This is a genomic window from Xanthomonas sp. CFBP 8443 (genome assembly GCF_025666195.1).
GTDB lineage: Bacteria > Pseudomonadota > Gammaproteobacteria > Xanthomonadales > Xanthomonadaceae > Xanthomonas_A.
Genome location: NZ_CP102592.1, coordinates 48,778 through 63,552 on the forward strand (window position 1 = coordinate 48,778; position 14,775 = coordinate 63,552).

Here is a 14,775-nt window from a genome sequence, read left to right on the forward strand (position 1 = left end):
GAATCCAACGCAGTTCATGGACCCTTGGGAGGGGAGACATGCAATCTCGTACCGAACGCCGGAAGACACCGGTTACCTTGCTCGCGCTTTCGATCGGCCTGGCCCTGCAGGCCGGCGTGCTGCAGGCGCAGGACGCCCCCGCGCAGAATGTCGCGCCTGCCACCGGGTCCGCCGAACCGGCCACCGAACTGGACACCATCACCGTCACCGGCTACCGCGCCAGTGTCGAGCGGGCGCTGGACCTCAAGCGCGGCGAGACCGGCATGGTCGACGCCATCGTGGCCGAGGACATCGCCGATTTCCCTGACCTCAACCTGGCCGAATCGCTGCAGCGCATCCCCGGCGTGGTCATCACCCGCGATGCCGGCGAAGGCCGCAGCATCTCGGTGCGCGGCCTGGGTCCGGACTTCACCCGGGTGCGGGTCAACGGCATGGAAGCGCTGACCACGGTCGGCGGTTCCGACCAGTCCGGCGGCTCCAACCGTAGCCGTGGCTTCGACTTCAATGTGTTCGCCTCGGACCTGTTCACCCAGCTGGTGGTGCGCAAGACCGCCTCGGCCGACGTCGAGGAAGGCTCGCTCGGCGCCACCGTCGACCTGAAGACCGCGCGCCCGTTCGATTACGACGGCTTCACCCTGGCCGTCAACGGCCAGGCCGGCTACAACGACATGGCCGACAAGGCCGACCCGCGCGTGGCCGGGCTGATCGCCAACACCTGGGCCGACGGCACCTTCGGCGCGCTGCTGTCGGTGGCGTACTCGGAGCGGCAGATCCTGGAAGAAGGCAGCAACAGCGGGCGCTGGGCCAACGGCCCGAGCAACGGCAACTTCAGCGCCACCTCGCCGTTCGCCGCCGCGCGCGGCGCCAATGTGTTCCACCCGCGTTTCCCGCGCTACACGCTGATGGAGCACGAGCAGAAGCGCACCGGCGTGACCGGCTCGCTGCAGTGGAAGCCGAGCAAGGACACCGAGTTCTCGCTGGACGGCCTGTACTCCAAGATCGACGCCAAGCGCACCGAGAAGTACATCGAGGCGATCTCCTTCAGCCGCGGCGCCTCGCAGGGCGGCAAGCCGCAGACCATCGTGCGCGACGGCTATATCGACCCGAACACCGGCGCGCTGCTGTACGGGCAGTTCGACGACGTGGACATCCGCTCCGAGCAGCGCTACGACGAGTGGAATACCGTGTTCAAGCAGCTCACCCTCAACGGCGAGCACAGGTTCAGCGACGTCTTCAAGATCGACGGCCAGATCGGTACCTCCAGCTCCAAGCACGAGAACCCGATCCAGACCACGATCATCATGGACAAGCTCAACGTCGACGGCTACAGCTACGACTACCGCGGCAACAGCCGTTCGCCGGTATTCAACTACGGCGTCGATCCCACCAACGGCAACGGCTGGACCCTGGCGGAAATCCGCCTGCGTCCGCAGTACGTGGAAAACACCTTCGACACCGGCAGCCTGAACTTCGAGTGGACCCTGGGCCCGGGCTTCAGCCTGCGCGGCGGCGTGCTGGCCAAGGACTACACGTTCAAGACCAAGGAACTGCGCCGCGCCTCGGAAGTGTCGGTGCCGACCTTCGCCACCGGCACCCGCATCGTGCCGGTCAACATGACCGAACTGGCCAACCTCGGCGGCGTCAGCGGCAGCCCGGGCAGCTGGGTGGTGCCGGATCTGAACGCGGTGGCCGATGCGCTGGACATCTACAGCGGCACCGGCACCTTCGCCCTGGCCGAGCGCGCAGTGAATACGCGCAGCGTCGAGGAGAAGGACCGCGGCGCGTGGCTGATGGGCCAGTTCGGGTTCGACATCGGTTCGATCCCCGTCAGCGGCAACCTCGGCGTGCGCTACGTCAAGACCAAGCAGGAATCCACCGGCTACGCCACGGTCGGTAGCGCGCTGGTGCAGACCACGGTCAACCGCGAGTACAGCGACACGCTGCCCTCGTTGAACCTGGTCGCCGAGATCTCGCCGGACTTCCTGGTGCGCTTCGGCGCGGCCAAGGTGATGTCGCGTCCCGGCCTGGGCAGCCTGACCCCGGGCGTCACCGTCAACGTCTCCGGCGGTGCGCGCACCGTCAGCGGCGGCAACCCGGACCTGGAGCCGATCCGCGCCAAGACCGCCGACCTGGGCTTCGAGTGGTACTTCCAGGACGGTGCGATGCTGGGCGCGGCGGTGTTCTACAAGGACATCGAGAGCTTCGTGCAGACCACCCGCGTGACCCAGCCGTACTCGGCCAGCGGCCTGCCCGCCAGCCTGCTCGACGGCACCGGCGCCGGCGTCAACGACGACTTCGTGTTCTCCGTGCCGCTCAACACCCCCGGCGGCGACCTGAAGGGCGTCGAGCTCAACTACACCCAGCCCTTCAGCTTCCTGCCGGGCAAGTGGAGCAACTTCGGCGTGCAGTTGAACTACACCTACGTCGATTCGAAGATCCAGTACCTGACCGCGACCGGTGCGGCCTCGCTGGAAACCGACCTGACCGGCCTGTCGAAGAACTCGTACAACGGCACCCTGTTCTACCAGGGCGAGCAGCTGAGCGCGCGCGTGTCCTACACCCACCGCGACGACTACCTGACCCAGGTCCCGGCCACCGAAACCGGCTTCGACGTGCACGGCATGACCGCGGTCAACACGGTGGACGCCTCGATCAGCTGGAAGATCGACGACCACCTGGAGCTGAGCCTGGAAGGCATCAACCTTACCAACGAACCGTCCGACGAATGGGTCGGCTCGACCTCGCAGCTGCCGTTGCAGTACAGCGAGACTGGCCGCCAGTACCTGCTGGGCGTGCGCTACAAGTTCTGAAGTCTGCGCCCGCCGGTGTCGCGCCACGTGCGCGGCACCGGCAGCGCGCCGCTGCCTGCATACTCGCCGGATCGGGGGTAGGGAGGATCGCCATGCGGCGGCACGCGCGCACGGCGATCGCAAAGGAGCGACATGAAAGAGGCAATCCGCCGCAGCGCCACCCGCGCTGCCGCCAGCGCCGTCGGCGCCATGACCCCCTTGTGGGAGCGACTTCAGTCGCGACGTGCCTTACCGACAAGGCTCATCTCCCCCTGTAGGAGCGGCTTCAGCCGCGACAGGCACCCACCATTCCGCGACATCGCCCCGCACGCGCGCTGCTCCGCACGGACAGGTCAAACATCCCCCACCACAGGCAATCGCATCCTGGCCCATTGCCTGGCCATGCTGTCCTGCCTGGCACTCCCGGCCTACGCCGCCCCCGCACCCACCACCACCGCCCCCGACCTCCTGTTCCGCGTCTCCGCCGACCGCGGCTTCGACGCCGACATCGCCCAAGGCGACGCCAAACCCAACTTCCGCGACAAGGTCGCCCTGGTCCCCACCGGCGTGAAGGGCAACGCCATCGAATGGGCCGACGACGGCGTCCTCGCCTGGAACGCCCCCGGCAACCTCTACACCCAGCGCGGCACGCTCTCCTTCTTTTGGCGCTCGCGCTATCCGGTCGGCGAAGCACCGTTCGTGATCTTCCGCGTCGGCTACGCCGACCACAGCAGCTGGGACATGGCCTGGCTGCGCATCGACTGGAACGGCCACGGCTTCGACGCCTTCGTCACCGACGCCAACCTGGCGCGCACCCGCGCGTCGTTCACCCTCGACAAGAACCCATCCGCCAGCGCCTGGACCCACCTCGCCTTCGCCTGGGACGAAACCCGCGGCGTACGCCTGTACGTGGACGGCAAGGAAGCCGCGCGCGCCGAGTGCGCGCAGGCCTGCGCCGACGGCGGCTCGCTCGATTTCGATGCCGCGCTCGACCAGCTTGGCCTGGCCGGGCGGGTGATGGCGCCGCACCAGGTGCAGAGCCGCTACAACTTCCTGCGCGGCAGCGACTTCGACGAGATCCGCATCTACGACCGCATGCTCGATACCGCCGGCGCCGCCGCCCTGGCGCGCCAGCAGGAACCGCGCAGCGCCGAACCGCTGCGCGGCGACGCAGCACGCAACGCCTGGCTGCACCGCTACGGCTGGGACCACGGCCACGCACCGCCTGCGCTGGACGCACCGTCCACCCGCATCCGCAAGGTCGAGTTCGCCGACGCCAAGGATCTCAAGCAGTGGATGTGGAAGGCCACCGACGGCATCGCCGAGACCACCTGGCCCGGCGTCTACAACCGCTCGCGCCTGCCCGGCCGCGACGACTATTTCCAGTTGCCTGACTGGAACACCTACGTCGAAGGCGGCAAGGCGCTGGACCTCACGCTGCCCGACGAACCGTTCAACCGCATCGAGCTGCGTGGCGCCGCCTACGGCCAGGCCAGCTACGCCGCCGCCGGCGCCACGTCCGCGCCGCTGTTCCAGCGCAGCCAAGGCACCGTGCGCAGCGTGGAACAGTTCGAACGTCGCCGCGGCGGCCACCTGCGCTTCACCAACACCGCGCAGGAAACCCCGATCCAGGAAATCTGGGCCTACGACGTCGGCGCCGGCGCACCGCCGTCAGATCCCAGCGCCACGCTCAGCTACACCGTGCGCAGCGACATCGCGCCGGACTACGCCAACCTCGCCGCATTGCGCGCCACCATCACCGGCCGCTACCCGCCGGCCGAACGCAGCACCGTGGTCGCGTTGCCGAGCAAGGCGCCGGCGCGCAAACGCGGCGCCGAAAAACCCGCCACGCCGTCGCTGCCGATCGTGCACGTGCTGATCCCCTCCAGCCTCGGCGACGCCCCGCCGGATCAGCCGCTGATGCGCAGCTGGTCCTACGGCTGGGAGAACATGCACGACGGCCTGGACGGCATCGCCATCGACCTGCCGGCGCTGGACCTGCCGGCCACCCATGACGGCCTGATCCCGCTCAACATTCGCATCAAGGACCCGATCTGGCCGGCGCGCGACATGCTCGACGTCTCGGTGTCGGTCAAGCCCGGCCAGGCGCGCACGCTGTGGCTGGACCTGCGCGACCGCATCCTCGGCAACGACAGCCTGATGCTCAGCATCGCCTCCGCCGCGCCCGGTTTCGACGCGCGCGCGCTGGACGGCGCGCAACTGCGCCTGCTGTTCAAGCCGCGCGACCAGGCCAAGGCCGAACACATCGCCGACCGCTTCAACCAAGTCAAGGACAACTGGGGCTTCTTGGTCGAGGAACACACCACCTCCAAGCGCCAGCTGCTGTACGCGCGCCTGGATGCCGACATCGGCGACCTGCTGCGCGTGGACCCGGACAACGCGCTCGGCCGCGAATACTGGAACGACATCAGCTACGGCAACCAGGGCGCGCTGCCGGTCGACCTGCCCACCCCGCCCAAGGGCGTGCCGGCCTGGGCGTTCTGGCAACTGGAAGACCTCAAGGCCACGCGCCGCTACATCCGCTGGTGGATCGACGAGCGGCAAGTGGCCTACGGCGATTTCGGCGGTGGCATCTCCGACGATTCCGACCTCACCCAGCAATGGCCGGGCGTCGCCCTGATGGGCGTGGACCCGGACAAGCTCAATGCCTCGCTGACCGCGCTGTCCGACGCCAACTACCGCAACGGCATGTTCACCGACGGCCTGTCCACCATCGAGACCGACGAACTGCATGCCTACGAGGAAGGCATCAACCTCAACAGCGCCATGCTCTACCTCAACTGGGGCGACCCGCTCACCGTCGAGCGCCTGATGCGCACGCTGAAGGCCTTCGACACCATCATCCAGGTCAACCCGCAAGGCCACCTGCTGTTCGCCAGCAACTGGTTCGGCGGGCGCAAGGTCTACCGCGAGCCGAACTGGCAGTGGCAGAAACCCTACTCGTTCCCGGTGCTGCACCCGGCCATGCTGCTGGGCGGCTACAACGCCGACCCCAACAGCCGCCGCATCGTCACCGGCCTGGCCGACGGCTACCTGGCCCACGCCTACACCAACGCCAAGGGCCAATGGGCGCTGCCCAACGAGATCAACTGGAAAACCGGCAAAACCCGCGGCGGCGAACTGTTCGAAGGCAGCGGCGGCGCCGACACCCTGCACACCTTCTGGGCCGCCTACCGCTGGACCGGCGAGGCGCGCTACCTCAAGCCCATCGACTACCGCGTCGCCAACGCCGGCCCGGCCGGCCTGTCGCTGCTCAACGAGAATTTCCTCGACCTGCTCGGCAAGCGCGACAGCTGGGGCACCGACCTGGCCAAGGCCGCCGCCAAACCCGATGCCGTCCCCGACTTCGCCCACCACGCCGCCTGGGAGGCCAGCGGCGACACCGCCTGGCTGGAAGCCCTGTACCGCGCCGAGACCCGCGACAAACTGCAGACCTTCTACATGAACACCGAAGGCCACTGGTGGAGCGACCGCGTCGAATCGCCCACCGTGAACCTGCAGCGCGCCCGCCTGGGCGGCGTGGCCCTCAAGCGCAACCAGACCTACCCCGGCCACACCGTCAGTTGGCGCTTCGCCGATCCCGAAGGCGCCGTGCAGGTCGCGCTGCTGCTGTCCAAACCGCGTCAGGATCGCTTTACCGTTATCGGCCACAACCTCGGTGGCAAGGGGCAGCGGGCGCAGATGACCGGCTGGAACATCACCGCCGGGCAATGGCGCATGCGCTCGGGCCTCGATCGCGATGGCGATGGGCGCATCGATGGCAAGCCCGCCACGCGCGAGTTCGCGTTCGAGAAGAGCGGGGCGGTGGACGTGGAATTTCCCGCCGGCAAGACGGTGGTGATGGAGTTCGAACTCATCGCGCCTGCCGCGGTGCCGGTGGAGCAGCGGCCGGATCTGGGGATCGGGCGTGGCGATGTGTGGGTGAGCGCGGATGGTATCGAAGTTACCGTGCACAGCCTTGGCCATGCGGACGCACCGGCGGGGTTCGTGGTGCTGGAAGATGCGCGTGGCCGGGAAGTGGCGCGGGCGGCGTTTGCTGCGTTGGAGGCGCCGCGGGATTTGGAGCCGAGGATCGCGAACGTGCGGTTGGCTTTGCCGGATGGTAGTGGCGGCAAGGGCGCACGCTTGCGGATCGTTACCGATGGCGAGGTGGACGAGATAACGAAGCGCAATAACGCGATGGATTTGCACTAATTAAGCAGGCAATAAATCAGTGGCAACCACTCTGATAATGGAGGAACGTTAGCCAGGAAAGCGGTTCCTAGACAGAATCCACATTTGTCTCCCCGCGCCGCGTTGCGTCGTGCTACAACGGGTCGTCAATTCGGGGGGAAGGGACATCCATGGACTTTGTTGACCAGCTGCGCCTGCTTGCGGCGCGCATCGTTAGTACGCGCGCGATGATTCAAACCGAAGAGGCCACCAAGAATGCGATGGTGATGCCTCTGATCCAGATCCTTGGATACAACGTCTTCGATCCGCTCGAAGTCACGCCAGAGATCGTTGCCGATATCGGCACCAAGAAAGGCGAGAAGGTCGATTACGCCATCTTGCGCGACGGCAAGCCAATCATCCTGTTCGAGTGCAAGAAGGCAGGCGGCGACCTAAGCATCAACCATGCGGCGCAACTCTTTCGCTACTTCCATGTGACCGAAGCGCGCTTTGGCGTGCTCACCAATGGATTGCTCTATCGGTTCTTCACCGACCTGGAGCAGCCCAACAAGATGGACGAGAAGCCATTCTTCGAGTTCAACATCCTCGACTTCAAGGAGCGAGATGTTGAAGAACTCAAGAAGTTCGCGAAGACCGCGTTCGATCTGGACGCGATACTCAACACGGCAAACGAGTTGAAGTACACGCGTGCCATTCAAGCGCGACTTGCCGAATGGATGGCACAGCCATCCGAAGAGTTCGTCCGGCTCGTGTCGTCCGATCTCATTGGTACACGCAGGTTCACCCCGGCGGTGCGGGACCAGTTTACGTTAATTGCCCGCCGTGCCTTCGACCAACTTGTGGGCGAGAAGATCAATGAGCGACTGAAAGGCGCGATGTCTCCAGAATCCTTATCGGTTCCCGATCCGGTCCAAGCGTCGATACCGACTGCCGTAGAGCCGCCGACGCAGCCATCCACGCCAGAACCACAGTCGATAACGACTCAGGAAGAAGTCGAAGGCTTCCATATTGTGCGCGCAATTGTGCGGGAGCTGGTTAGTACCAAGCGTGTAGTCATGAGAGATGCGATGAGCTATTGCGCGATTCTTCTCGATGATAACAACAGAAAGCCAATTTGCAGGTTGCGCTTCAATAATTTGGAAAAGCTAAGGTTAGGTTTGTTCAATCAGAACAAAGAAGAAGAGATTTTTAATATTGAATCGCCAGATGATATCTACAGCCATGCCGAGCATATTAGGGCAATGGTCTCATCATACTTGCCGCGGGAGTAGGCTAATATTCGTAGCAAAAATATTAATGCTGATGCCGCTTCGTGGTGGCTAAGTCACCTGCTAGCTCGCCAGGAACCCGAAAATGGATCGTGAAATAAAAGAAGCTTTTTCACGCCTCCAAGCAGAGCTGAGGAAGGACTTACCATTCTTTGGCTTTTGTGGGTTAATTGTCGGTTTGTTCCTTGTCTGGCAAGGAAAAGCGACGGAGCGAGGCTGGTCAAAGGCACATTGGGCGTCAGATCTCTTAGCTGACTTCATGTCACTTAATGCATTTGGCCTAGTATTCTTCGCCTATTTAGCGATTGGTTGCACAATCACAGTGCTCACCAGGTTTAACTTTACTCATCGCTACTTAACATCTAGCCTTGATCACATAGAGGAGCGGTTAACACAATTCGCAAGTTCGCTTTTGGCCTTCATGACTGGTTTACTTGCGTTTGTCGCGCTGGCATCTATTTTAAATTTGGACAGTGGTGGCCTGAAAGTATTGCTTCTTTCATTAATATTTTCTTTATTGGTCGGATTTACATACGTTGCCGGTGTGTTGGTAGCGCGTCGCGCAGAGCCATTTGATATATGGTGGGTTGCGCTAATCATGTTGAGCGTATGTTTTGGTGTTCTAGGGTGGCTGATATTCCTTGCAAGCGGGAAAACGGGCTAAAGAGAACTGGGGTCAGAGCATTAGGGAGAGGACAGGGTCAGGGCTACTTTAGAAGTCAACCTGAGTCCTTTTCCGCCGAAGGTTCTGTTTGACAAGCCATGCCACGCCTACCATGCCTCCCTTTTTCCGAGCTTTCCACCAAAGTGCTGAAGAAAAGGCTTCTTCTAACCTTACTTCAGGCGGGTGAGGGGGAAGAGAGAAAAGAGAGATCCATTTAAAAGGACATCACAGGGGAACATTACGGCGATGAAAGTTTATTTCTCTGACTATTTTTCAGTTTCGCCGAAAGCGCTTAAGGAATATGGGGCTTTCAACGTTTCGCTCATTAACGACCTTCCATTGTTTATCGACCCCTTTTTACTATTTAACAGCGAAAAGAAGGAGTATCGTGATTTACATGACGCGATCATAAAATACATTCGGTTTCTAAGGGGGTTGTCAGGGGATGGGAAAATTAGCGAAGGCCATATCAAACATCTCTTCACCTTCAAGGAAGTGAAGCAAAATTGGCTTGGCTATAGCATGGTTGGTAACAGTGGCTCAGGTTTGGGGGCGAAGTTTGCCATTGCCATGAATGAGAACCTGTCCACCATTTTTAGCAATTTTGGCGATGAAAAGATTACGAAAGGAAGCCACCTGGAGAAGCTATGCCTCATTAAAGATGGTGTTGGCAAAGATGCCATCAGCGACTTCACCACAAATCTCATCAAAAGTTATCTTTGCGAATACACCCAAACTTTTGCAGAAAAGCATCTAGCGAGTAATCGCATCAAAGCCGTCGATGTGTCTCATGCAAAGTTTAACTACGATCTACGACGCTGGATGCCAAAGCGATACAAGCTTCCATACATTGATGGCGACTATGTACTTCTCACCCCCAAGGACATCCTCACCAAAGACGAAGCATGGATAAACCGCCATGACATTGTGTCTGACTTTGAAGATGTGCTCAACGCCGTACCAAATGACGTGCTTCGCGCACAAATTAACGACTACTTTCTTCGCCAAATCCCCGATAATGCCAAGAAAAAGGACATGAATGAAGCTGCCATTAGGGCCGTCCGTGCATTTCCTCAAATCATCGACTATTACATCCGGTACAAGGAGGACAACGGAGACAAGGCCGTTGCTGTCAGCGAAGAGAAACTCAAAGAAACCGAGTCACAGTTCATCAGCCAGGTCTCGAATCTCATCGAAAAGCTTGTCGAGGACGACAACTTTTACAAGACTCCGACCGACACATTCGAAGAAACGAGTCGGCGCGTCCAGTTCCTCAAGCAAGTCATCGAGAAGAACGACGGCTACAAAATTTTCTATATCAAGGGAAAACCCGTACAGCGTGAGGTTGACCTTCAGTTGATGTTTCGACTGACGTGGTTTGCCTCTAGCGATGACGTAAACGCTGAGGTGAACAATGGTCGAGGCCCTGTAGATTACAAAATATCGCGCGGCTCAAAGGACGCCACTCTCGTAGAGTTCAAGCTTGCAAGCAACTCAAAATTAAAACAAAACCTTGCCAAGCAGGTTGAGGTCTACAAGGACGCCAACCAAACCAAGAAGTCCATCAAGGTTGTCCTTCACTTCACGGATGAAGAATACTCAAAGATCAAAAAGATGATGAAAGAACTCAAGATCAAGGAGGGGAATGACTTCGTCCTCATCGACGCGAGCCGCACCAACAAGCCGTCAGGCTCAAATGCAAAATAAAAAGTGGAGAACGGCCTCGTGGAAAAGGAATCCTGATGGGCATCAACCAAATCGAAGTCGATACGCACTGGAATTATTTCCTCGCAATCGAAGAGGACTTCCTGCGCATATCTAGGTATGTACATTTCAACACAGCCAACAACAAAGCTTACTCCATCGAATTTGCAAGAATCATTCTCGCCGCAGGCTCGGAAGTTGATGTCGTCGCCAAGGCCTTGACCAATCAGATAACAGGCAAAGACACCGAGAACATCGCAGAACACAGGAAGGCGATACTTCCTGCCTATCCTGAGATTCCAGAGCACACGGTGTCCATGGACCGGTCCGGCATGACCGTGACACCGTGGGAGAATTGGGGCGCGGGCAAATCACCGGATTGGTGGTCCAGCTACAACACTGTCAAACACAATCGTGGACGGCATTTTCAAGAGGCGAATCTTGAGAATACATTCCGTTCTGTAGCAGGACTTTTCATCCTTCTGATTTACCACTTACGACAAATGGAAGCTAAAGAAGTCCATCCACCTCCGCGCATTCTCTCAACGGAAGAAACGTTCACCTCCTTTGCAACCGACCCAAGAAGGAGAATATTTCTTCTCTATCCGCTGAATTCTTAGCGAGCAAAAACTAGGAAAAAAGCGGTTTAGGAAAAAAGGGCAGAAAAGAGAAAACCGGGGTCATGAAAACCGGGTCAGAGTGCACTTTATCCGTACTCAACACTTAGAAAGTGTACTCTGACCCCGGGTTCGGTTTGGTCCGGAGTCTTGGATTACGCCATTCAAGAAACAGCTTTACGAGTTCAAAGCGAGCGAAACACCGGCGCCCTTCGACTTCGATGACGAAGACATAACCGTTTTAGCCAGCTGCCCAACAATTCGTCCAAGCCGACGCCGCTTCGCGGCGTGGCCTCACTCAGGCGTTAGGCATCTCTAGGAGATTAGCTAACGATGTTGAACTCCAACAACTTTAAAATAGTGTGGTGGGCAATCCTAGTCATTGCTTTAGGTGCTTATCTCTATTTGAGACAAGATCAACTTGTTGGCGGGAATCCAACGTATTTCGACGTAGTTGTGTTCTTGGTGTGGATGGCAGTTTGTCTTGCTCCCATATTCAAGGACGTGAAGCTGTTCGGTCTCGAACTGAAGCAAGACATTGAACAGCTCAAGAAGGACATCTCGCATCAATTGGCGCTTATGAAGGTTGAGCTTCAATCATCGATTGACGTTTCTTCATCCAATACGAGTCATGTTCACATCAACAGCGGAGTACCGATCCCTGCTAACGATGCGGAAATACCAGACATAAGGCAGAAAATAGCAGAAACCCTGAGGGAGTTTGGTATTGGTGCCGGAAAAGCAGGCCTGCCCGAGTTAAATTTTGCACATGACATTCAGAAAGAGTCCGTTGATCTATTCAAGGTCCGTCTCTCGTTTGAATTGCTTATAAATGAATATTCTCGTTTAAATGGCATTGACCCACGTCGTTACCCAATGCACAGGGTTCTGCGTGAGCTCCAGAAAAATGAAAGGATTTCCCCTAACGTCATTAATGGGGTTCTGGAAATTATAGCCATTTGCAACTATGCCGTTCACGGAGAAAGAGTTTCAGAGAACCAAATTGCTTTTGTTTTAGATTCGGCACCTGGCCTGTACAAAGCGCTAAAATCGGAGCTCCAATCAAATGCATAAATGTTGCTAAACCTCGCTCCCTTTGGTCGCTGTAGTAAATGGGGTCGGAGTAGACTTTCCCTGTGCGCGGCACTCTAGAAAGTACACCCTAACCCCGGTACTGGTTAGTGACAATTCATGTGCGGCACAACCAATGCGATAGTGGACGTGAAACACGTTTGCCTTGGCTGCATGATGAGCGTGACCCGACCCTCATCCAGCCTGCTGACATGCGTGTCGGGTGGCTTGCCTATCGAGAGCCACTGGAACAGCCATGGTCAAGAGAGGGTATGCAGACAGTGATGAGACGGATGAGATCTAATAATTCATTCAAGCCGAGGCCGCTTCGCCGGCGCGGGTTAAACTAAGGCGTTAGGTGGCTGAACATGGGAATCGAATCCGTCGCTAATAAGGTCCACTGGAACTACTTCCTCGCCCTCGAGCGCGATCTCGAGACGACTGCGCGCTACGTAGAGTTCGCGGAGGCGAATATGACCACTTACTCCATTGAGTTCGCGCACCTGCTATTCGCTGCCGCGTCGGAAGCGGATGTGGTCGCGAAGCTGCTTTGCAAGTGTGTCGCAGTTGACCTGCCTCGTGGAAATATTGACCAATACCGCGCTGCGCTCAAGCAGAACTTGCCGGAAATAGCCTCTACACAAGTGCTAGTGCCACGCTATGGGCTAACCCTTAGCCCTTGGTCGAACTGGGCCAATGACAAGAACCCAGCTTGGTGGCGGAGTTACAACAATGTTAAGCACGAACGCGACAGCCACTATGCGGAAGCGACTCTCAAGAATGCGCTGAACTCGCTAGCCGGCCTTATGGTTCTCGTTCTCCATCAATACAGCAGCACGCCACTAGCACCCGGCGTGCAATTAGATCGACGCGAGACGACCCGATACTTGTTGCCGGAATCCACCCTGCTCCGCTTCCCCGAGAGTTACTACTACGATGTCCTCATTAGTGGCTAAGCAGTAGCTTCTAACGATCGTCCAAGAAGACGCCGCTTCGCGTTACGACTTAACTCAGGTGTTAGGCCGCTTTTTCAAAATCACTGGAGTCTTTATGGATTTGAATGCACAAGTTATTGCGGCAGTTGCTCAGCGGAAAGAACGACCCAAAGGTATCCGCTTCAGCGTCGCAGCCTTCCGAGAACTAGAGAGCGCGGGACACATCACTAGGGCAGATGGGGGGCCGCTTGGCCTAGGCTGGTTCCCAAACGTGCCGTGGTTCGACAAGAACATATATGCATGGTGCGATCCGTCGTTTGGGGGAACCTTCGAGCTGCCCGCGGCCTAACAATTCGTCCAAGCCGACGCCGTTTCGCGGCGCGGCTTAATTCAGGCATTAGGGCATCTGCACATGGCACAGAACTTCTTCGATCGACTTCGCAGCTACTACCTAAAAGTAGCCGAGGTGCTTCGCGGTGAAGCCGATGCGGCATCAGTATTCGCGAATACAACAGATATTGGAATGTCCCGCGAGTTGGCCTATGCAGAGTTTCTGAAACAGCACGCGCCATCGAAATGCAACGTATTATTGGGTGGTTTCCTATTCGATGATGATGGCGCCGAATCCAAGCAACTCGACATCATCATTACTACCGACACCGCCCCCCGTTTTAATTTCCACAACAAGGATGGCTCCGGAAAATCCTTTTCGCCGGTTGAAGGTACGCTCGGCGTTGTGTCAGTCAAGTCAACGCTAAACCGCGCCGAACTTTTTGATGCGCTTGGCGGCATCGCTTCCATCCCACCGACGAGAGCGTTGGATGGACGAGTAAATGTTCTTCTAAAAATCAAGAACTATGACGATTGGCCGGTGAAAATCGTGTACGCCTCAAAGGGTATTGCGCCGGAGACTTTACTCGCGCACATAAACGAATACTACGGCACGCATCCTGAGATTCCACTGAGCAGGCGCCCGAACTTCGTTCACGTCGCAGGTTCCTGTCTCATCGTCCGTGCACAGGAAGGCATGACTCTGCATGATCGCAGAACCGGTGCAGCCGAGCCTATCGCTCTTGGCACATACCATCTTTTGACGACTGACTCAGATCTACAAGCAATTGTTTGGACGCTCAATCAACTTCAACAGAACGCAAGCGCGTCTACGCACATACTCCTTTCGTATGATTCTCTCATCAACAAAGTTAGCGGACTGCACTCGGTGACGCCGATAGCCGACTAAATCATTCAACTGGACCTGCGCAAGGAGCCGCACAGGCCAGTTCAAACGTTAGGCAAAAAAATAGGGATCGGAGTGCACTTCCCCGCGGCCCGCACTCTAAAAAATTCACTCTGACCTCAGTTCTCCCTTTTGGGAGTACCCCGTAGGTTTCGAGGGTCACAGCAATACCCATTTTCCCAGTGAAGTCACTTTAGTCATGGACATTATCTATGGCTTGGTGCACGATCCTGACTTACGGGTCTAACAATTCGTTTACGCCGAGACAGCTTCGCTGCCTCGGGGGCGTCTTAGAC

General features: G+C 58.3%; 9 protein-coding genes. All 9 read left to right on the plus strand.

Translation table 11 applies throughout. The features are described from left to right. Positions 1-38 precede the first annotated feature (38 nt). The 9 genes from NUG20_RS00240 to NUG20_RS00280 all read left to right on the plus strand — a co-directional run bounded on the left by NUG20_RS00240 (position 39) and on the right by NUG20_RS00280 (position 14,482). Positions 39-2,810 (plus strand): TonB-dependent receptor, encoded by a 2,772-nt coding sequence (locus tag NUG20_RS00240; protein WP_263396491.1) that lies wholly within the window; start codon positions 39-41, stop codon positions 2,808-2,810. A gap of 381 nt (positions 2,811-3,191) precedes the next feature. Next, on the plus strand, positions 3,192-7,004 hold the full coding sequence (locus NUG20_RS00245; protein ID WP_263396492.1) for a LamG-like jellyroll fold domain-containing protein: 3,813 nt from the start codon (positions 3,192-3,194) through the stop codon (positions 7,002-7,004). 149 nt (positions 7,005-7,153) lie between these two features. Further along, complete coding sequence (locus NUG20_RS00250; protein WP_263396493.1) at positions 7,154-8,254, plus strand: type I restriction endonuclease; 1,101 nt, start codon at positions 7,154-7,156, stop codon at positions 8,252-8,254. An 82-nt stretch (positions 8,255-8,336) separates the two neighbouring features. Continuing rightward, complete coding sequence (locus NUG20_RS00255) at positions 8,337-8,915, plus strand: hypothetical protein (protein WP_263396494.1); 579 nt, start codon at positions 8,337-8,339, stop codon at positions 8,913-8,915. 246 nt (positions 8,916-9,161) lie between these two features. Then, positions 9,162-10,622, plus strand: a complete 1,461-nt coding sequence (locus NUG20_RS00260) for a DUF8370 family protein (RefSeq protein ID WP_263396495.1) — start codon at positions 9,162-9,164, stop codon at positions 10,620-10,622. Between the two features lie 35 nt (positions 10,623-10,657). Continuing rightward, positions 10,658-11,239, plus strand: coding sequence for a hypothetical protein (locus NUG20_RS00265; protein WP_263396496.1), 582 nt, complete (start codon positions 10,658-10,660; stop codon positions 11,237-11,239). A 330-nt stretch (positions 11,240-11,569) separates the two neighbouring features. After that, positions 11,570-12,310, plus strand: coding sequence for a hypothetical protein (locus NUG20_RS00270; RefSeq protein ID WP_263396497.1), 741 nt, complete (start codon positions 11,570-11,572; stop codon positions 12,308-12,310). 365 nt (positions 12,311-12,675) lie between these two features. Further along, entirely contained in the window at positions 12,676-13,263 is a 588-nt protein-coding gene (locus NUG20_RS00275; protein WP_263396498.1) for a hypothetical protein, read from the plus strand. A 391-nt stretch (positions 13,264-13,654) separates the two neighbouring features. Then, positions 13,655-14,482: a DUF6602 domain-containing protein gene (locus NUG20_RS00280; RefSeq protein WP_263396499.1), complete on the plus strand. Its 828-nt coding sequence runs from the start codon at positions 13,655-13,657 to the stop codon at positions 14,480-14,482. Positions 14,483-14,775 lie beyond the last annotated feature (293 nt).